The sequence below is a fragment of the Shewanella sp. 10N.286.51.B2 genome, from assembly GCF_041469265.1.
Taxonomy (GTDB): domain Bacteria; phylum Pseudomonadota; class Gammaproteobacteria; order Enterobacterales; family Shewanellaceae; genus Shewanella.
On record NZ_JBFRKH010000073.1, the window covers coordinates 1 to 19,479 of the forward strand.

Here is a 19,479-nt window from a genome sequence, read left to right on the forward strand (position 1 = left end):
GATAATTCCGATGGCGCATCAGCCACCATAACCCAAGCGGGGATGGACAATTCAGCAGAAATTTTCCAACAAACGGGTGATTTAAGTGACTCTGTCACTGAAGATACCGTCGCAGTGATAAGCCAAACCGGTGAGCGCCATAACGCCTTTATTAGCCAAATCGGTTTATCTTCAGATGCAGTGGTCACTCAAACGGGTACAGAAAACCACACCGATATCGAACAAACTGGGATCAATAACACGGCATTAATCATTCAAGATGATGCCAGCAATATAGCCAATGTTACCCAAGCTAACATGGACAATACTGTATCAATTAATCAAAGCGGTTCTGTCGTCGGCATGGGTAATACGGCAGTAGTGGAACAAGTCGGTATCAATGAATCCATCAATATTGTTCAAGTGGGTAATTCAAATATGGTCGATTTTTTTCAATTTAATGTGACTACGGGCCTTACAGTAGAGGTTGAGCAATTAGGTGATAATAATGTCGCCCGAGCGATTTCCGCTGAAGCTACAGCTAATTCAAGTCGCAATAGTCAGTCATTAATTATACAACATGGTAATGGTAATAGAGGGTACGCAGGCTCTTGGGACCGAGGCGGCATCGCCAGCGTGACTCAAATTGGTAATGATAATTCAGGTACCGCTCAAAGTTTTCTTGAAAGTAGCGCGATTATTGATCAAATCGGTAATGGCAATGATGCTCATGCATTTTCAAGATATGGGGAATCTGACATATATATCAGTCAAGTTGGTGATTTAAATGAAGCGTCAGGTGTTGCTCATTATGGTGAAGGTGTTGGTAGTGATATCGATATAATCCAAATCGGTAATGAACATTACGCTCATGTATCAGCAAGTGGAAATGCGAATATTATCGCGGTGACACAAACAGACATGGCGCAGAATGCAAATGTAAGCATAAATGGAAATGGTAACTCTGTAACGATTAACCAAGGATCTGGTATGTAGCTCATACGATTATTAGGAGGCATAAGTCTCTTAATAAGCGCTCTTAATTCGAGCCTCTTAAATGATGTTAGAGATCGAAGCTGTACATACCATTAGCTGAAATGCAGATAAAAGAAATAGCAGTGGCTGAGCAGCTTAATAGTGAAGGCAATACTGTAATAATTGACCATGATGGTTCTTAAACACTGCAGATATTGTCCAGCAAGGTACTTAGGTTCTTCGGCAACCATCACACAAAAGGATGGTAAAAACCCCGCTGCAATATATCAGTAACTCTGTAGCGTAAATGCACTTGCGCTAATAAACGCCAACGGTAAATCTATCGAAAGCTAGCCATATAGCAAAATCCGCTAGAAAAGTGCTAATGGAGCGTTAGCTGCGATCAATCAGTGCTCGATAGTTTTCAAGCTGAAATGTATATTGCTAGCGCGACAATAAATCAGGCTTGTGAAGCCCGTAATGATGCTTATTATTGATAAATTTTTTCATCGCGTCCTTTCAGCATCCCCCCTTTTACATGGATTAATCAAATTTAAATGGGCCATTTGGCTGATATTTTCCAGAAATAAGCTGGTAATGGCACATATGTAGATCAGTTTGGTTTCAAGGGGATTATTTCTGTTTATCAGCCTGTTTATCAGCCTGTTTATTAGCCTGTTTATCAAGTCGGTTTATCAAATCAGATCGATGCTGGTCAGCCTAGCGCTCTATTTGTATAGCGTCATTATTATTGATTAAATTAGAGGATAATAATCGAGCTTAGGCCTTAATCTGATGGCGAAAAAGCTCAGGGCTAAGAGGTCGCCGTAACCCCGTAGAAACCTGGTCGCAATGGATGAGGCTTAAGGCTGCGGTTCTGCGAATATTGATAACGCCAGAAATAATACAGCGATAGCATAGATAAGCCATCACTGCACAGTCAGTATTGCAGATACAAGTCACTATGGCGCTAGCGATAACAATATCAGCAGTAGACAATCGCGGCTGAGGCATATTTTACACATCCCAATAAATGGCTCATGAAATTCAGTGGAAATTATCCAAATAGCGATATTTAGTGCGTTATTAATTAAATTATGAGAATTGTTTTTTAGTATTACTTTGCTTTCTAAAGTTTAATTATTATTGATGAATTTAAAAATGACATTAATTGAGAGTAGAGCCGTTGTCATTTCTATGTTTTATAAGGCTGTAAAAATGTATTGAGTAGAAAGTATTTATATTGTTAGTTAAATTTATTATTTCGAGCCTTTTATTTTAATCTTCATTAAATACACCAAAAAATCTTCATTAAATCTAATTCAAAACGAATAATTCTCACATTGTTTATGTCAGTTTCCATGTTTTTTTAATTTTAATTGCAATTTTAGCACATACAACCCCAAAGAAAGTACAAAATCTTCAATGTGAAGTTGGGTTTAACTACATGTATTTACTCATTAATTCAATTATAAATGTTGATATTTCGATTTAAGGAATAGTACTAAAGTAGGGGGGGCGATGATTTTTTACCTATTAGTCTATGCAGTTTTAATACTCGAGGAGGATTCAGAATAAATATTAATCATCAATACTTTACACACTGAAAATGTGAAAGGAAATCTCCTTTCAGTATGTTAAAGGCAGAAAGCATGGACGTATTAAAAAGTAAGTATTTACATCGCTTAACTAAGATACTAGCAATTTCATTTGCCTTTGTCGTCTGTCTAGCTTCTTTTCCTACTTTCAGTCAGTCTGATTTAAGTGATTTTGATGAACTTGCCAGTGGGGCTAATTTAGCTCTAGTTTCACAAGATGGCAGTGATAGTTCATTAAGCTTATATCAGTCTGGTAGCGCTAATCGTTTTCAATCTCAACAATTCGGTTTTAATAATTCAATAAATGTTAATCAGCAAGGCTCGCATCATATTGCAGGCCTTAGGCAGTCTGGTGCCAATATTGAGGCTGAAATCTTGCAGATGGGTTTTGGAAATGCGGTTGTTTCGTTGCAACGCGGAGAAAATTTATACCTCGATGTGATGCAAACAGGAACTGGGAACCTAGCTTTAATTAAGCAAAGTGGTTACGACAATTCGATAGAGATCCAGCAGCACGGGTCTGGAAACGCAGTGGGTGTACTTCAATGGGGAAACTCACAAGATGTTGTGATCACCCAAAGATAATTTATCTAACTAAACGTATAGGGAAAGACAATAATGAAACATTCAAAATTAGCTTTATTAATTTCAGCTGTACTATTTGCTTCAACTAGTGCGCATGCTAGTGATGGTAACATGGCAACTGTGGACCAAGTTGGTAATGATAATTCTGTCATGATTACGCAGCAAGTCAATAGCGAGTCAAATGCAGCAACAGTATCACAATCTGGTGATGAGAATTCTGCAGAAGTGACTCAAGCTGATACTTCAAATACTGCAGCTTTTATTACTCAAGTGGGTAATGGGAATGAAGGGGCAATCTCTCAGCATAATTCAACCGCTACAGCATCAGCGACTATTGATACTGAAGGTAGTTTGAATAAAGCGAATATAGTGCAGAAATATTACAATGCCCAAGCTGCAGAAGCGGCAGTAAATCAAGTGGGTGACAGTAATATTGCAACTATTACGCAAGAAAATGCCGATGGCGCATCATCGACCATCAATCAGTTAGGTGATGGTGATACTGCAGAAATTAACAATTATGTGTCTGACTTTGCCGATGCCACCATTAATCAGTCTGTTGGCACTGGTAATGATGCCTACATTGAGCAGGATAATTCAGATGGTGCAGAAGCGACCATATCGCAGGCTGGAGCTGGCAATACAGGTAGCATATTTCAGCAAACAAATACGCTAACAGATAATGCTTTGGAAGAGACAGTCGCGGTAATTGATCAATCTGGCGATAATAACTGGGCAGATATTGTACAAACAGGCTTGTCGAATGATGCTGCAGTGATGCAAATGGGCAATGGTAACGAGGCATTTGTTACTCAATCTAATTTGAATAATGAGGCTGATGTTAACCAGTCTGGTGATAGCGGTTTGGCTACTGTGATGCAAAGTGGTGTTAATGGTCAAGCTACTGTGGAGCAATCAGACTTTAACCAAACTACAACCGTAACTCAGTCTGGTGACGGTCAAATGGCATTTGTTAATCAAAGTAATGCCAATAATACTGCCACGGTTACCCAAAGCGATATGAGTAACTTAGCGACAGTCAATCAAGCTGGTAGCGGTGATACTGCAACTGTTGTTCAAGCAGGTATTTCAAACGAGGCATTGGTTACTCAATTGCCTGATAGCGTAACAAATACAGTATCTGTATACCAAACTGGTGATGATAACTATGCTGGTGCAAAAACAGGATATAACGCCAACAACACTATTACTATTACTCAAACCGGTAATAGAAACTCTGTGACTGATAACGACAATGCAACTAATTCTTATGGGACCGGTTTTGGTGCGGGTGCATGGGGAAGCAATAATGTTGTCAATGTGACGCAAACTGGTGATGATAATAGCGCTTATGCCGACGGTGCAAGTACTGGCTCAATGGTTGATATTGTACAGGTAGGCAGCTTGAACGAAGCTATTGGAGAGTCTTGGTTTGGTTCAACTAATGACCTTGATATTAGCCAAACGGGCACAGAGCACTTTGCTGATGTTTATATCAGTGGCAGTACAAATGTTATTGCAGTAACACAAACTGATATGGGTAATAATTCGTCAGTAAACACCTTTGGTAATGGTAACTCTGTGACCATTAATCAAGGCGCAGTGATGATGCCTTAATAGTACAAAAGTATATTTAAAATAATTTAAACACTCTTTTGGCTAATAGTATATGTCAGGTTGGCTTGCTAACCTGACTTTATACAATTTCTACAGGTTTGTTTAAGTAATAACATGGAGTGAAGGGTGATGTTTAAAGTTATCAATTGGATGATCGTTTCTCGTTCGCAATTGCTTGTTGACCTACTTGATTGTCGTTGGCCCCAAGAGTTTTTGGTCAAGCTAGCTAAAGCAACTCCAGCAACTATGAGTACTAAATTAAATTCACATGAAATCTCTTTAGTGGTGTTTGATTTAGCTACCATAGATTTACAACAAGCTTATCAATTACAGCGTTTAATCGAACGCGAACACAGCTCGGTGAAAACGGTATTTATTAATTTCCCCAAACAAGTTGATGCAAAATTTTTGATCCACCCAGCTACAACGTTTGGTGTATTTTACAGTGATGCTGAACTTACCGCTATTAGCAGTGGATTTAACGAAATACTTAAAGGTCGCAGCATTATACCCCATGATTTACATAAATCAGTCACTGGTGATGAAGCTGACGATGATAGTGAGCATTTAACCATACGTGAAAGAGAAGTACTTCAAGCGTTACTGGCTGGCAGTACAAATTTGGATATCGCCAATCAATTGTTTGTCAGCGAGAGTACAATTAAAACTCATTTATATCGCGCTTTCAGAAAAATTGGGGTATCCAGTCGCGGTCAAGCAATAGCTTGGGCACAGACTCACATGCATGAGGTTAGAGTATGAAAAGCATCTTATTGATGTTTTTTCTGTTCATCTTTTCAAGTCATGTCATTGCCGCTGGTAATTCAGTAACAAAACCTTTAGTTACTGAATCAAGGTTATCTACAGAGTCAACACTAGATATTAAATCAACTTTAGTGACTGAACCTTCTTTAAAGCAAATCAGCACTAAAAATAAACCGCCAATAGATCAAAGCCACGCAGAAAAGCTTAAGAATGCCAAAGAGCCAACAACGTCAGCGACAGATAAGAATATTCAAAAAGCTCCCAAAACTAAGCCTATTAATATTAATGATGCCGTCCCTAAGGATGAAGCTGATTTAATTGATGGGTTAATCTTAAACCGTGCGATGACCCGACTCGGCCATCGCTTTTACCGTGAATTTGTCGCGGCATACAGAGATATTGGTGGCGAGTCTAAACATACCGGGCTCACCGTTATTGAACAAGCTACAGCAAGAAGTGGTAGCAAAATATTAATACAACAAAACAGAAAAACCGTTTTTGTGACTTTTGTGTCGCCTATTAGTCGGAATATAGATGACCAAGCCAATTATGCCGCTAAACGCGTTAACTCTGCGGTAGTTAAGCAAAATGAACAAGCCGTTTTAGGAGCGTTGTTTGACCCAGATCTCGCACCTGACGAATTCTAAGCATGGAAAGCCAAAATGAAAAAAATAACATTTACTTCAATATTGCTCATTCTTTCAGTTGATTGCTTTGCCACTCAACTTATTTATCAACCAGTAAACCCAGCCTTTGGTGGCAGCTATTTAAATGGCTCATATCTACTGGCTAATGCAGCTGCGCAAAATGACCATGAAAGTAGTGGTGGCTCAGGTTATGTGGCCCCAACAGCATTAGAACGTCTCTCAAGTTCGTTACAGTCTCGGTTGATGAGCCAACTTTTTAATGATGCCGCCAATGGGGGGGAAGGTTATCTATTAACTGATGATTTTGAAATTAATGTCGTTAATGAAGACGGCTCATTGATTGTTCATATTACCGACGTATTAACCGGTGAAACCACCATTATTGAAGTTGGCGGTATTGTTGATGACAGTGTCGGGGGTTAATAATGAAAAAATTAATTATTAGCTTGTGCCTACTATCTTTAACAGCTTGCTCATCAATTGATGAAGAATTTGAAAATATAGATGCCACTTCAAGTTTAATGCCTAAAGGTGAAACTTATTACGATCTAACCAGTTTACCTTTTCCACAAGGTGCGATGGTTGCTGCAGTATATGATTTTCGCGATCAAACAGGACAATACAAGCCCATTCCATCAAGTAACTTTTCAACGGCAGTGCCACAATCCGGTACGGCATTTTTAGCCCAGTCACTTAATGATTCAGCATGGTTTATACCCGTTGAGCGTGAAGGACTGCAAAACCTATTAACAGAACGTAAAATTTTACGGGCAGGACTTAAAGGTGATGCCAGTAAATTACCGCAACTTAATAGTGCGCAGGTATTAATGGAAGGTGGCATTGTTGCCTATGACACAAATATTAAAACGGGCGGTGCTGGAGCACGGTATTTAGGCATTGGCGCTTCAGGTCAATACCGAGTCGATAGCATTACCGTTAATTTACGCGCTGTGGATATTCGAACTGGCCGATTACTCAGTAGTGTTACCACCACCAAATCGGTGATATCAAAAGAAATTACCGCAGGTGTATTTAAGTTTATTGATGCACAAGATTTGTTAGAGGCTGAAGCGGGTTATACTTCCAATGAGCCTGTGAGTTTATGCGTAGTCGCAGCCATTGAGAGCGCTGTTGTGCATCTTATTGCCGATGGCATTTGGAAAGGGGCTTGGAGGCTAGGGGATGCCACTACAGGTTTGCAAAATACTACCTTGCAAAAGTATTGGTTAGAAGCCCATAAAGAAGCGCAAGTCAGTGCCAGAATTAAGCGTGGCTAATTATCCGTCCTGAATAAATAGCCCCTAATTAACAGTCCCTTATGTTTCAATCACGATAAAGGTGCCAATGGCGCCTTTTATGTTTTCTGGGGGTAAACTTCTAGATACACAGAAGCAGCCCTTAAGGCGATAACCACATAAGCAACTTAGCTTTCATTATGGTTAAGTTAATCCAAGCTTTCATTATGTGGTGATCAAAAAGATGCCAAAGAAGTCTAATTGCATAAGGTTTAAAGGTAACCACCAAGAAATATAGCGCTTTTTTTAGCGACTTCAATGTTAATTGCTGGGGATACTTCAAATAAATCCCCTTTAGCATTGATAACAATGATGTGATAATGCCTAGATAAACTCTAAGTAAGTGAGCGTTGCTATAGTTAATCGAGCTGTCAAAATTGGCTTGATAGTGCCAACAACATTCAACAGTGATTAATAGCAAAGTGTTAAACTTGCTTGGCTTAAGTGACAAATGCAGCAGTAGCTATTATATAGTTAAGCAAGCGCTTAGTTGGCTGCTTGATTAGCGCATTCAACAATGATTTTCACTACTTCGATTATAATAACCAAAAGGATGATCAATCATGGCTGAAGAAACCATTTTCAGTAAAATTATACGCCGAGAAATTCCTGCCGACATTTTGTTTCAGGATGAGCTCGTCACCGCTTTTCGCGATATAAACCCACAGGCACCAACACATATTCTGATTATTCCAAACCATTTGATCCCCACAGCCAATGATGTAAAAGCATCTGACGAACTGGCATTAGGGCGAATGATGACAGTTGCGGCAAAGCTGGCTGATGAAGCGGGTATTGCACAAGATGGTTACCGCTTAATCATGAACTGTAATAAACACGGTGGCCAAGAGGTTTACCATATCCATATGCATCTACTTGGCGGTAAGTCACTTGGGCCAATGCTAAGTCGGTTGGATTAATACTAATAACATGAAAATAAACAGTGATTTTTTTCCGTTAACCGGCGTAGCAAGCCGATTTGTTAATCAGCTTGCCCATTGCCGTCGATTGAATATTAGTGCGTTAGAAGCCAGTGAACATCACGTATTACTGGAGTTGCCTTATAGCCAAGATATCATTGGTGACCCAGATACTGGGGTGATACACGGCGGTGTGGTGACTACGATCATTGATACCGCATCCGGCACTTCTGTTGTATGCGCTATTTTAGAGAAGTATAAATCCTTAGAAATATCGCCAACCTTAGATTTACGGGTTGACTACATGAAACCGGCTGAGCCAAACAAACCGCTGTATGCATTTGCAGAATGTTATCGTTTGTCGGCCAATGTGGCGTTTACCCGTGCGATTGCTTATCAAGACAGTATTGATGATCCTATTGCGCATGCTGTTGGCTCATTTATGCGTATTAGTCCAGAAATGGTGGGTGAAGAGTTTAGACAAGCTTTGATGGGCTGCGCTGATGAAGCAAGTGCAGTCAATTCAGCTGCTAATAACCAGCCTGATACTCAAAGTGTTGAAGTTATGCAGGCAGGCAATGCCAGTTTAACTGTGGGCGATATTAATGTTCATGATGTGGTTAAGCGGGCCATTGATTTAAATGACTATAGTTATTTATTAGAGAAAGTCCCTTATACCCAATTTATCGGGATGAGTGTTGATCGCTTTGGTGATGAAATGGTATTTAAGCTGCCAACTAAAGATGACAACATTGGTAATCCTATTCTGCCAGCCATACATGGCGGGGTTATTGCTGGCTTTATGGAAATGTCGGCGATTGTGCAGTTAATGGTATTTATGCAAGCTAAGAAAGTGCCAAAAATTATCGATTTTTCAATTGATTATTTACGTGCGGGTTTACATCAAGATACGTTTGCTGAATGTAAAATTACTCGTCAAGGACGCCGAGTTGCTAATGTTAGCATTAATTGCTGGCAGAAAAATCGTAAGCAGCTAATTGCTACTGCGAGAGCGCATTTCTTGCTTGATCAGTAGAAGTAACACACAGTTGATGCATAGATGAGCAAGCTGTTTGACACTGAGCCGACCATTTATTTTTAATACTTAAAAAAAGGAATTAATGATGACATTAAGAGTAATAATGATATCGCTAGCGTTAATGCTATCAGCCTGTGCTAATCATACCGCGGGAGTCATGGTTAGCTCTAATAGCGAAGTGAGAGTTGATAATAATTCTTTTGCGAGTAAAGTCGCTGTTGAGCAAGTCAATGTCAGAACGCAAGCGGATTTATTGCAAGGTTCTGCATTAATCATTAGCAAGGTGTCAACGGATTTAAGGCTGCAATATAAGTTTACTTGGTTTGATGTTGGTGGCTTTACCATTGAAGATGAAGCAAGCAGCTGGAAGTCATTAAAGCTACATGGCAAACAACAAATGCAGGTTAGCGCCGTTGCCCCTAATGCCAATGCAAGCCGTTTTGAAGTATATGTAAGAGAAGCATTCTCTAACTAAGTGTATCTTTTAAAATATAAAACACGCTTAATTGCGTGTTTTTTGTTTTATAGGCTTAGCTAATCATAAAAATATCTATGTGATAATTTTTTGTACTTAAATAGTTAATAAAAAGTGCCTGTTAGTGCTGTTGCACAGATAAAGGATAGTTTATAATCCGCCGCGCCAAGGGGTGTTTATCGTGTTGATAAACTGAGATGTCTAAAGACAAACCCTTAGAACCTGATCCGGCTCATACCGGCGTAGGAATAGGCTGCATGCTTTGCCGTAAATGTTAGTCATTAACTCAGTCATAAACCAAGTCGTAAACGAAAAACGACACCAATTTAATAACTGATAATTGTAATGACAGTCATGGATGCACATAACTAATTCACTATGCTTGCCGGATCTCAAAATTATAATTTGAGGTCCTATGTCTGTAATAAAATCTAAATCGCCACTAGCGATTGCCATTCTTGCCGTTTTATCCACTTCCGTTGTCGCTCAAACAGAAAATGTTGAACGCGTGGCGCCCGCTGCTGAAAAAATGGAAGTCATAGTGGTTAACGCTGACTTTAGTAATATAGCGCTAGAAAAAGTGCCATCCAGTGTTACCGTCATCGATAGCCAACAATTGCAAGATGAGGGCGCTCAACATTTTGAAGATGTATTAAACTCTATTGCTAATTTTAACTGGTCTGGCGGCAGCTCTCGGCCAAAGTATTTCCAAATTCGTGGTGTGGGTGAGCAAGAAGAATATCAAGGCGCGCCAAATTCTTCTGTTGGCTTCATTGTTGATGATATCGATTTATCTGGGATCGGCATGGTGTCGAGCATGTACGATATACAACAGGTTGAAGTTCTTCGTGGCCCACAAGGTACACAATATGGTGCCAATGCGTTAGCGGGTCTTATATACCTTAAAAGTAACGATCCCACCGATGTGTTTGAACATGGCGCACAAGTCTCTCTTGGGGACGATGACTTACAAACCTTCTCCGGTTTTAGCTCTGGCCCAATAACTGACTCTGGTAAGCTACTTTATCGGGTGTCTTTAGAGCAGCATTCACAAAATGGCTACCGCGACAATACTTACCTTGAACGTGAAGATACCAATGGCCGTGATGAATTCACTGCCCGTGCTAAATTGCGTTGGTATGCTGCAGATGATGTGCAACTGGATTTAACCTTTTTACATGCTAATTTTGATAATGGCTATGATGCCTGGACGTTAGATAATAATGGCTTTGAAACTATTACCGATAAGCCTGGTGTTGATGCGCAAAAGACCACTGGTGCTGGCTTAAAAGGCACATTCAGCAGTTTTGAAAAGTTCGAACTCACCTCGTTAACTTCATTTGCACAAACCGATCATCACCATAATTATGACGGCGATTGGGCCAACCCTGATTACTGGGATTCGAAACAATGCAGCATTTATGATGATGACTGGAACGTGATTGGGACTGAGCCATGTGTTTATGATTACACCTGGGATAAACAGGGTGAGCGTAAAACCGTGTCACAGGAACTTCGTATCAGCTCAAACGAAGCTGGCCGAATTTTTAACGATTCGACTGATTGGTTAATGGGCTTATATGGCATGAACCTTCAAGAGGATAATGACTTATATTCTGAATACAATGGCTGGCCAGATGAAGTGCTGCAATCGGAATATGAAGCGACCAACTATGCTATTTTTGCTCAAACCGATACCCAGTTTAGTAATGGTTATGTATTTTCAGCTGGGGTTCGTTTAGAGCGCCGAGAAAGTGAATATTCAGACAGTAATGGTGATAAATTCTCACCTAGCGAAAACATGTGGGGTGGTCATTTAGCGCTATCTAAACCCATAAACCAAGACCATAATACCTATCTGCGTATTGCTCGCGGTTACAAAGCGGGTGGCTTTAACATGAGTTTGCCAGCTGAATTAGCCGATAAAAAAGAGTTTGATACTGAAATCTTATATAACTACGAGTTAGGGCTCAAATCTTCGTGGTTACAAGGTCAATTAGATACCAACTTGGCATTCTTCTATATGGATCGACGCGATCAGCAAGTGGCGGCATCACAACAAGACCCTGATGATCAGCAGCGCTTCATTCTATTTACCGAAAATGCAGGTAGTGCTGAAAACTACGGCGCCGAAATCGACTTTACCTACTATGCCACCGATAACATTCAATTCTACGGTAGTGCAGGTTGGTTAGAAGCCACCTATGGTGATTATCAATACAAGGATAAATATGGCAATGTCGTAGATTTAACAGGTCGAGAGCAAGCCCATGCGCCAAAATTTACTTATAGCGCAGGCATGAGCTATGTCAGTGATTCTGGCTGGTTTACCAATTTAAATGCTAGCGGTAAAAGTGATTTTTACTACTCTGATAGTAACGAATCAAAGTCAGACGCTTATACTATTTTCAATGCTCGAGTGGGTTATGAAACACAAATGTGGTCAGCGTATTTATGGGGCCGCAACTTATTTGACGAGCAATATGGCACCAGAGGCTTCTACTTTGGTAATGAACCAGACTTAGATTGGGCCGATAAGCAATATGTACGTTTCGGCGATCCACGTCAGCTAGGTATTACCTTAAACGTCAAGTTTATGTAGCTTGACTGCAAACTATGTTAATTAAAGGGGGCTGTTAACCTGTTGGGTTACAGTTGATTTATTTAATAATAACAATACTTAACACTAAATTGCCGTCATGTTTTGAAAAGTTTTTTACCTTAAACTTTGATAGACTATGACGGTATTTTTATCACGATTAAGGAATTTCCATGAAATTGACTGCCGAAATCAGCATGTATCCATTTAATGAAAACTATTTAGACCCGATAAAGTGGTTTATTGGCCGAGTAGATAGCTACCCTAATATTGAACGTAAAACCAATGCGATGGCGACTCAGGTGTGCGGTGAATACGCAGATGTGATGGCCATGCTAGCAACCGAAATGGAAGCGGCCCATCAAAAATGGGGCAAAGCAGTATTTGTATGTAAATTTATTGGTGGCGAGCTTGATTTAAGCCACACCGAATAACCTGAAAATTCATCATAGTAATGAAATAGTAGCCAACGTTATGTTATCTGAGATCGTTCAATCAATACAAATTGCCATTACTGAAGTGTCTGTAATGACAGGCTGGGAAGCTGTTGCAGTGATTCTGGCAATTGCGTATTTGATATTAGCCATGAAAACCAATATTTGGTGTTGGGCGGCAGCCTTTGCCAGTACTGCCATATACACAGTGCTGTTTTGGAATGTGTCATTGTTGATGGAATCAGTGCTAAATGTATATTACATGGCGATGGCGATTTATGGCTTTTGGCTGTGGCGCTATGGTGCTGACAGTCGTCATCAAACTGAACTGCCAATTATTAGTTGGTCTCTAAACAAACACTTAGTGATTATTGCCGTTACTAGTGGTGTATCCTTGATTGTGGGCTACTTAATGGCCACAAATACAAGTGCTTCGTTTCCATATCTTGATGCATTAACAACCTGTTTTGCGGTGATGACTACTTATCTAGTGGCGAAAAAGGTAATAGAAAATTGGTATTACTGGATGGTGATTAATTCGCTATCAATTTACTTATACCTTCAAAAAGGTTTAATGCTAACTTCTGGTTTACTTATCCTGTATTTATTTATGGCTGTCAGCGGTTACTTTATGTGGCGTAAAAAAATGCTGCAAAATCATGCACCAGATGATGCAGCCTTAGCAAGCTAATGGCTATTTAGATAATGAGTCACTTTAACCCATGGCAATGGCTACCTGCGGATATTAAACGCCAATTACCGAATATATTAGCCGATAAGATTGAAGCAGATTGTCATGGGGTTAAAGTGTTATCTGATGGATTAAGTAACCAAAACTTCCATATAGCCTTAAGTGATAGCGATTGGGTATTACGGGTTAATCAAGATAATGCCCCGTGGTGTGAACGAGACAACGAAGTGAGCAGTTGGCGCTTGGTTGAAGCCATTAATCGGGCGCCTAAATTAATTTGGCTTAGTGATGATAAACGCTTTTACCTAAGTCAGTTTATACCTGAAAATAATCACTTATGGTCAAATTATGTCGCCGAGTTTAGTTTTTATGATAACAAGCGCCCACAGCAGTCGGTGTTTGCGGCGCTAGACCCTGTTGCTCACCTACTGGGGTTATTAACCCCGCTATCAAAATTACCTTTGCCGACGAAACAAATTACCATGACTCAGCAATGGCAAGTTTATGTAAACTCATTATCTGACTTAGGCAACTCAATTGCTGATGCAAGCGTCGCAAACAAAGGCGATGCTGATGAAACTCAGGCGTTAGTGACATGGCAGCAGCTTTATCGAAAATTAACCAGTAAATATGCCCAAATGGCTATTTGGCTTGAACAACTAGAAACCTGCGTGATTTCGCCGCAGTTCTGTCACCGAGATTTGTCGCCGTATAATTTACTGTTTGATGGTAAACAACTTAAGTGTATTGATTTTGAATATTCCGCTGCCAGTCATCCGCTGTTTGATTTAGTCGCCGTGGTGGTGACGCATCAATTAACTCAAGAGCAAGTAAAACAACTGACGGAAAAATATCTACAACATCAGCTGAATTTGACTCATGATTGTACTGACTACCTCGCTGAAATGGCTCATTGCTTTTGGCTATTTGCCGCAGCTTGGGCTTTAATGATGGCAGCTAACCAGCAATTATCTCCTCAGCAATATTTTAACTTATTCAACAAATACCTATCTTTAGTGCCATAAGGCTATTATTCTTAACTTATGCTGTTTGTAGGGGAGAATGACCGTTGAAAAAGCCATTAATTCCAATATTACTTGTTATCTTTTTAGCAGGATGTTCCACCAAATTTAGTTACTTCTTTCTCGACTGGGCCATTGAGTGGCGCGTTGATGAATATGTAGAATTAGATAAATCTCAACAAGCTCAATTTGATAAGCTGCTAGATAAGTTTTTGCTTTGGCATCAACAGCAAGAATTGGCTCGCTATAGCGAGCAGCTGCAGCAACTTTCCGACAATATTAATAAACACACGCTCACCATTGAAATTTGGGAGCAACAAGTTACTGCAGCTAAAGCCCATTGGTTTCGTGTTTTTGAATTTTTACTACCCGATTTACTACCTATTATTACTAGCTTAAGCGATCAACAAGTTAAATCTATTATTACTCAGCTTAAACTTGATAATGATGAATTAAATGCCAAGTATGCAGGAAAAAACCAACTAGAATTAGTCGCCGATGCCAACAAAAGAACCATCAATCGGGTTGATGATTGGTTAGGAAGCACCACAGCAGAACAAGAAGTGTTAATTAAAGCGTTTAATCAACAGCGTTTAGCAACCCTTGATATGTGGCTAGAGTATCGACTTGAATGGTTACGTCAGTTTGAAACTGCGCTGAGTCAACGAGATGATACAGCCTTACTTGAGCAGAGAATGCGGTTATTAATGACCCAGCCAGATGAATTAAAATCGGCAATCTATCAGCAAAATGCAGATAGAAATACTCGATTATTTGGTCAGTTAATGATTGAAATTAATCACAGTTTATCCAGCAAGCAGCGCCGTCATTTAAACAAAAAAATAGTCACGTTAATTGAGGATTTACAAGATCTGTCTGACGATGTGGAGCGTTAATTTATAGCTGATGTAAATAGATGAAATAAAACTTGTTATTCCAAGGTCTAATGATGTAATTATCGCAGCAAGGTTAAGGAATTATCATGGTGAACCTATATCAGCAATTTTTAAGTTTATTAAGGCACATTGAAGGCATAGCACCACTGGCTTTGCGACTTTATTTAGCCCCAGTATTAATGCAAGCAGGTTATAACAAGTTATCTAATTTTAGTGACACAGCGGCTTGGTTTGGTAATCCTGATTGGGGTTTAGGTATACCTATGCCTGAAGTCATGACCGCATTAGCTGCCGGCACCGAATTATTTGGCGGAGCGCTACTGCTGATAGGCTTAGCTACACGTTTAGTGGCCATCCCTATGATGGTAACCATGTTAGTTGCGGCGTTTGCGGTGCACATTAATAATGGCTGGTTGGCCATTGCTGATGCCAGTTCCTGGCTTGCTAACGATAATGTCACCGCTTCTGCTGAAAAGCTTGCTGCGGCTAAAGCACTTTTACAGCAACATGGTAATTACGAATGGCTCACAAGCTCAGGCAACTTTGTTATTTTAAATAATGGTATTGAGTTTGCCATAACCTATTTCATCATGTTGCTTGCGCTGTTATTTATGGGCGGAGGCCGATATACCAGCGTGGATCACTTTATTGCCAAGCGTGCTAGCTAGCGATTAATAACCTCATCTAACAATTTATCATGACATGTAAAAATCCCACTTTAATGTGGGATTTTTGTTAATATTCTTGAGAGATTAATTATCGGCGTGGACATGTGTCTGCGCAATGAAAAGACAGGGATTTTGCAATTGGACGCTTCAGAATTATTACTTACTCGCCAGTCAACACCTCGTTTAACAACGCCTGCGCCGAATGAACAACAATTGGACTTCATTCTTAATGCTGCTGCCAGAGTGCCAGATCACGGCGCTTTAACCCCTTGGGAATTTATTATCGCCACTGATGCAGGGTTAGAGACCTTAGCAGAGATATTTGTTACGGCGGCTAAGTCTAAAGGGGCGGATGAAACCTTTTTAACCAAAGTGAAAGGGATGCCACACCGAGCGCCAATGGTCATTACTGTCGTCGCCAAAAGTCAGTCACATCCTAAAGTGCCATTATTAGAGCAGCAGTTAGCCGCGGGCTGCGCCACCATGGCAATGCAACAAGCAGCGTTTTCTTTAGGATTGGGCGCAGTTTGGCGTACTGGTGACTTTGCTTTTAACGCGATGGTTAATCAAGGTTTGGGTATTGCCGCTGAAGATCAAATCGTGGGCTTTTTGTATATCGGCACCCCTGCGGTTAAAGCGCCGCTTAAACCGTTAAAACCAGGCCGACAATTCGCTCGATATTTATAACCTGTTTCTATGAAGTGGGCTTATCAACTTAATTGCTGAGCTCGAGAACAGTGCTAATTATAAAGGCGATCAAAAGCGTTAATAAAAATATAGTGACTCCAGTTGTGGAATCACTATATTTAATATTTTTAAATAAAAATGTTTGAGTTACCTAGGTCGGTGACTTTGCTCGTTATAATTAAATGTCTTAGTCGCTTGGGTCTAATGCATCTAACGGCAGCAAGTTCTGATATAAGTAATAGCCTAACGGGCCTAAAAATAGGCTTATTGTTCCCCATAGATAACGTTTAACGTTATCTATCTTTGCTGCTGTGTTAATCGCGCGGTAGCAAAACATAATATGCAATACGATTAACAGTGGTATGAGCACAAGCACCAAATCCATTTGTTCCATGTCTACATCCTTGGTCACTGCATGAGAGGCTTACCTAAGCTTAATCCTATTTTGGAGATTAGCTGCTTAATCACTATAAAATCCATCTTATAGTTGACTTAACATAGCGCATTTACAGTGCTTTTATCAATCATATATTTGAATAACTATACAAAAGATTGATCTGTTGTTGCTAATATAAGCAGTTAGTAATATATCGACGCTATTTGAGGTAATGTTGCTGGGTTAAATCATCTAACCAGAGAGAGTGTTTTTTCATAACCATTTTAAATAAATCACTTTCTAGATGGATTTTGAGCCATTGTTTTACATTTTTATATGGGCTTTGCTGGAACCAGAGCTTATTAACATGTGCAAATTGTCTTACAAACGGAAAAATAGCGTAGTCAGCCATCGAGGGTGAGTCTGACAACAGTTGTTTATTATCAGACAGCTTTTCTTCTAAAATTTCAATGAATTCACAGGCTTTAATGCGGTAATACTCTTCAGGATACTCAAGGTGTCTATCAGCATACTTGTATTTGTCTAGCCAAGGTTTAAATTGAAAATCATTCAATTCAATCAGATCAATTGCTGCTTTATCGGTTATAGAGCAGACTAAGCTTACATAAGCACTGTTGCATAAATATTCAGTATCAGCACAAGAATAATGACTTAATACATACTTGAAGATATCAATGCTTTCGTCTAATACTTTAGGACGATTAATTTGCGGATCATTCAGTACTAATACTGGTACTGTGCCTTTTGGCGACAGCTTTAGCATTTCTGCAGGTTTATTACGTAACTCAATTTCTCTTAATTCAGGATTTAACGAACTTAAATGCAAGCCTATACGCGCTCTCATCGCATAAGGGCAGCGCCTGAAGGTATAAAGAATAGCGGAAGACATATATAACTAGACCTTGTTATCGTGAAGTAAACAATGAGTGAGCTTATTCTATGTTTTTTATCTGTGGGTGTGTGAACTTTTTGCTTAGGTTGTCGGTTGGTTTTGCGGGTTTGTTGAAACATATGTGTTTACTGACACGAACTGAAGACGCTGCATTACGCCTAGCTATGGTTGTGTGATTAAGTTACAATTTCGCGCCATAACTTGAGGTTGATCACTCTTTTGTGCTTATTTGTCCTTAATCGTTATTAATTGCACTGGAAATTAAGTTCCAGCTAGCGGAGATATTCATGTCACAAGTTGTCGTTTGCGCGTTATATAAGTTTGTTGCTTTACCGCATTTTGAATCAATAAAAGCGCCATTATTAGCCCATATGGAGCAACAAGAAATTAAAGGCACTTTATTACTGGCCAGTGAAGGTATTAACGGCACAGTAGCAGGCTCGCAACAAAGTATTGATAGCCTGTTAGCCTGGTTGGCGTCACAAGATGGCTTAAATGAAATTGTGTATAAATTATCCTTTGACGACAACATGCCATTTTACCGCACCAAAGTGAAACTCAAGAAAGAAATTGTCACTATGGGGGTTGAAGGGATTGATCCAAGGGAAGTGGTAGGGACATACGTTAAACCAAAAGATTGGAACAAACTGATCTCAGATCCTGAGGTGTTATTAGTCGATACCCGTAACGATTATGAAGTACAAATCGGCACCTTCAAAAATGCAGTTAACCCTGTAACTGAAACCTTCAGAGAGTTTCCTCAATACGTCAAAGAAAACCTCGATCCAACTAAGCACAAAAAAGTCGCCATGTTCTGTACCGGTGGCATTCGCTGTGAAAAATCCACCGCTTACCTTAAAGAGCAGGGTTTTGATGAGGTGTATCACCTTGAAGGCGGGATTTTAAAATACCTTGAAGAAGTCAAACAAGAGCAAAGCCTGTGGCAAGGTGAGTGTTTTGTGTTTGATAATCGGGTAGCGGTAAATCATGATTTAGATAAAGGTATTTACGATCAATGTAATGCTTGCCGCATGCCAATCACTAAAGAAGAAATGCAGACCCCAGCTTTTGTTCAAGGCGTCAGTTGTCCACACTGTATTGATAAAATTTCTGACGAGCAGCGCCAACGTTTTATTGAACGTGAAAGACAGGTCCAACTGGCTAAACAACGTGGCGAAGCCCATATAGGTAGCGACGTTAAGCAAGTGATTAAGCAAAGACGTCAACATAAAGAAAGCGTGAAGCTAGCTCAAAATGAAGCTAAATAATTTGAGTTAGTAAAGGCTGATTTAACCAGT

General features: G+C 39.8%; 19 protein-coding genes, 1 pseudogene and 1 riboswitch. Of the genes and pseudogenes, 18 read left to right on the forward strand and 2 right to left on the reverse strand.

Annotated features, from left to right (window positions below):
* The 17 genes and pseudogenes from AB4140_RS17645 to AB4140_RS17725 all read left to right on the forward strand — a co-directional run.
* Positions 1 to 975 (forward strand): annotated as a pseudogene (locus AB4140_RS17645) (hypothetical protein); the annotation flags it as partial.
* A 1,631-nt stretch (positions 976 to 2,606) separates the two neighbouring features.
* A complete protein-coding gene (locus AB4140_RS17650; RefSeq protein ID WP_303410026.1) occupies positions 2,607 to 3,137 on the forward strand; it encodes a curlin in 531 nt (176 codons plus the stop codon).
* A gap of 33 nt (positions 3,138 to 3,170) precedes the next feature.
* Positions 3,171 to 4,754, forward strand: coding sequence for a beta strand repeat-containing protein (locus AB4140_RS17655; RefSeq protein WP_372001995.1), 1,584 nt, complete (start codon positions 3,171 to 3,173; stop codon positions 4,752 to 4,754).
* 129 nt (positions 4,755 to 4,883) lie between these two features.
* Positions 4,884 to 5,516 (forward strand): LuxR C-terminal-related transcriptional regulator, encoded by a 633-nt coding sequence (locus AB4140_RS17660; protein ID WP_102439587.1) that lies wholly within the window; start codon positions 4,884 to 4,886, stop codon positions 5,514 to 5,516.
* Positions 5,513 to 6,166 carry a curli production assembly/transport protein CsgE gene (locus tag AB4140_RS17665; protein ID WP_241901032.1) on the forward strand — a complete coding sequence of 218 codons (654 nt, stop codon included), beginning with the start codon at positions 5,513 to 5,515 and terminating at the stop codon, positions 6,164 to 6,166. Before AB4140_RS17660 ends, AB4140_RS17665 begins: the two co-directional genes overlap by 4 nt.
* Positions 6,167 to 6,181: 15 nt before the next feature.
* Positions 6,182 to 6,589, forward strand: coding sequence for a curli assembly protein CsgF (locus tag AB4140_RS17670; RefSeq protein ID WP_102439588.1), 408 nt, complete (start codon positions 6,182 to 6,184; stop codon positions 6,587 to 6,589).
* Between the two features lie 2 nt (positions 6,590 to 6,591).
* Positions 6,592 to 7,443 (forward strand): CsgG/HfaB family protein, encoded by an 852-nt coding sequence (locus tag AB4140_RS17675; RefSeq protein ID WP_076536135.1) that lies wholly within the window; start codon positions 6,592 to 6,594, stop codon positions 7,441 to 7,443.
* Between the two features lie 581 nt (positions 7,444 to 8,024).
* Entirely contained in the window at positions 8,025 to 8,381 is a 357-nt protein-coding gene (gene hinT, locus AB4140_RS17680) for a purine nucleoside phosphoramidase (protein ID WP_102439590.1), read from the forward strand.
* 10 nt (positions 8,382 to 8,391) lie between these two features.
* Positions 8,392 to 9,417 (forward strand): PaaI family thioesterase, encoded by a 1,026-nt coding sequence (locus AB4140_RS17685; protein WP_102439591.1) that lies wholly within the window; start codon positions 8,392 to 8,394, stop codon positions 9,415 to 9,417.
* 85 nt (positions 9,418 to 9,502) lie between these two features.
* Positions 9,503 to 9,895 (forward strand): YcfL family protein, encoded by a 393-nt coding sequence (locus AB4140_RS17690; protein ID WP_372001998.1) that lies wholly within the window; start codon positions 9,503 to 9,505, stop codon positions 9,893 to 9,895.
* A gap of 158 nt (positions 9,896 to 10,053) precedes the next feature.
* A riboswitch (TPP riboswitch) is annotated at positions 10,054 to 10,162 on the forward strand.
* 148 nt (positions 10,163 to 10,310) lie between these two features.
* Positions 10,311 to 12,497 carry a TonB-dependent receptor gene (locus AB4140_RS17695; protein WP_372002000.1) on the forward strand — a complete coding sequence of 729 codons (2,187 nt, stop codon included), beginning with the start codon at positions 10,311 to 10,313 and terminating at the stop codon, positions 12,495 to 12,497.
* Positions 12,498 to 12,667: 170 nt separating this feature from the next.
* Positions 12,668 to 12,928 carry a hypothetical protein gene (locus tag AB4140_RS17700; RefSeq protein WP_076536145.1) on the forward strand — a complete coding sequence of 87 codons (261 nt, stop codon included), beginning with the start codon at positions 12,668 to 12,670 and terminating at the stop codon, positions 12,926 to 12,928.
* Positions 12,929 to 12,968: 40 nt separating this feature from the next.
* Positions 12,969 to 13,619 (forward strand): nicotinamide riboside transporter PnuC, encoded by a 651-nt coding sequence (gene pnuC / locus AB4140_RS17705; protein ID WP_102439594.1) that lies wholly within the window; start codon positions 12,969 to 12,971, stop codon positions 13,617 to 13,619.
* Positions 13,620 to 13,633: 14 nt separating this feature from the next.
* Positions 13,634 to 14,644, forward strand: coding sequence for a phosphotransferase (locus AB4140_RS17710; RefSeq protein ID WP_372002002.1), 1,011 nt, complete (start codon positions 13,634 to 13,636; stop codon positions 14,642 to 14,644).
* Positions 14,645 to 14,688: 44 nt separating this feature from the next.
* Positions 14,689 to 15,537 carry a DUF6279 family lipoprotein gene (locus AB4140_RS17715; protein ID WP_102531781.1) on the forward strand — a complete coding sequence of 283 codons (849 nt, stop codon included), beginning with the start codon at positions 14,689 to 14,691 and terminating at the stop codon, positions 15,535 to 15,537.
* A gap of 86 nt (positions 15,538 to 15,623) precedes the next feature.
* The gene (locus tag AB4140_RS17720) at positions 15,624 to 16,205 is read left to right on the forward strand and encodes a DoxX family protein (RefSeq protein ID WP_372002004.1); all 582 of its coding nucleotides are present in this window, start codon (positions 15,624 to 15,626) and stop codon (positions 16,203 to 16,205) included.
* 138 nt (positions 16,206 to 16,343) lie between these two features.
* Positions 16,344 to 16,892 carry an NAD(P)H nitroreductase gene (locus AB4140_RS17725; RefSeq protein ID WP_102439615.1) on the forward strand — a complete coding sequence of 183 codons (549 nt, stop codon included), beginning with the start codon at positions 16,344 to 16,346 and terminating at the stop codon, positions 16,890 to 16,892.
* A 187-nt stretch (positions 16,893 to 17,079) separates the two neighbouring features.
* On the opposite strand, the gene AB4140_RS17730 is transcribed toward AB4140_RS17725, so the two are convergent.
* Together AB4140_RS17730 and AB4140_RS17735 are read right to left on the reverse strand one after the other, a co-directional pair.
* A complete protein-coding gene (locus AB4140_RS17730; RefSeq protein WP_076536156.1) occupies positions 17,080 to 17,286 on the reverse strand; it encodes a hypothetical protein in 207 nt (68 codons plus the stop codon).
* Positions 17,287 to 17,488: 202 nt separating this feature from the next.
* Positions 17,489 to 18,178, reverse strand: a complete 690-nt coding sequence (locus tag AB4140_RS17735; RefSeq protein WP_102439598.1) for a glutathione S-transferase — start codon at positions 18,176 to 18,178, stop codon at positions 17,489 to 17,491.
* 290 nt (positions 18,179 to 18,468) lie between these two features.
* On the opposite strand from AB4140_RS17735, the gene AB4140_RS17740 reads away from it, so the two are divergent.
* Entirely contained in the window at positions 18,469 to 19,449 is a 981-nt protein-coding gene (locus tag AB4140_RS17740) for a rhodanese-related sulfurtransferase (RefSeq protein ID WP_372002007.1), read from the forward strand.
* Positions 19,450 to 19,479 lie beyond the last annotated feature (30 nt).

Bases quoted from the DNA above. Each gene is read 5' to 3' on its own strand.
- AB4140_RS17665 (WP_241901032.1), top strand. From the start codon at position 5,513: ATGAAAAGCATCTTATTGATGTTTTTTCTGTTCATCTTTTCAAGTCAT.
- AB4140_RS17675 (WP_076536135.1), top strand. From the start codon at position 6,592: ATGAAAAAATTAATTATTAGCTTGTGCCTACTATCTTTAACAGCTTGC.
- AB4140_RS17700 (WP_076536145.1), top strand. From the start codon at position 12,668: ATGAAATTGACTGCCGAAATCAGCATGTATCCATTTAATGAAAACTAT.
- AB4140_RS17650 (WP_303410026.1), top strand. From the start codon at position 2,607: ATGGACGTATTAAAAAGTAAGTATTTACATCGCTTAACTAAGATACTA.
- pnuC (WP_102439594.1), top strand. From the start codon at position 12,969: ATGTTATCTGAGATCGTTCAATCAATACAAATTGCCATTACTGAAGTG.
- AB4140_RS17660 (WP_102439587.1), top strand. From the start codon at position 4,884: ATGTTTAAAGTTATCAATTGGATGATCGTTTCTCGTTCGCAATTGCTT.
- AB4140_RS17735 (WP_102439598.1), bottom strand. From the start codon at position 18,178: ATGTCTTCCGCTATTCTTTATACCTTCAGGCGCTGCCCTTATGCGATG.
- AB4140_RS17685 (WP_102439591.1), top strand. From the start codon at position 8,392: ATGAAAATAAACAGTGATTTTTTTCCGTTAACCGGCGTAGCAAGCCGA.
- AB4140_RS17690 (WP_372001998.1), top strand. From the start codon at position 9,503: ATGATGACATTAAGAGTAATAATGATATCGCTAGCGTTAATGCTATCA.
- AB4140_RS17655 (WP_372001995.1), top strand. From the start codon at position 3,171: ATGAAACATTCAAAATTAGCTTTATTAATTTCAGCTGTACTATTTGCT.
- hinT (WP_102439590.1), top strand. From the start codon at position 8,025: ATGGCTGAAGAAACCATTTTCAGTAAAATTATACGCCGAGAAATTCCT.
- AB4140_RS17720 (WP_372002004.1), top strand. From the start codon at position 15,624: ATGGTGAACCTATATCAGCAATTTTTAAGTTTATTAAGGCACATTGAA.
- AB4140_RS17670 (WP_102439588.1), top strand. From the start codon at position 6,182: ATGAAAAAAATAACATTTACTTCAATATTGCTCATTCTTTCAGTTGAT.
- AB4140_RS17730 (WP_076536156.1), bottom strand. From the start codon at position 17,286: ATGGAACAAATGGATTTGGTGCTTGTGCTCATACCACTGTTAATCGTA.
- AB4140_RS17740 (WP_372002007.1), top strand. From the start codon at position 18,469: ATGTCACAAGTTGTCGTTTGCGCGTTATATAAGTTTGTTGCTTTACCG.
- AB4140_RS17695 (WP_372002000.1), top strand. From the start codon at position 10,311: ATGTCTGTAATAAAATCTAAATCGCCACTAGCGATTGCCATTCTTGCC.
- AB4140_RS17710 (WP_372002002.1), top strand. From the start codon at position 13,634: ATGAGTCACTTTAACCCATGGCAATGGCTACCTGCGGATATTAAACGC.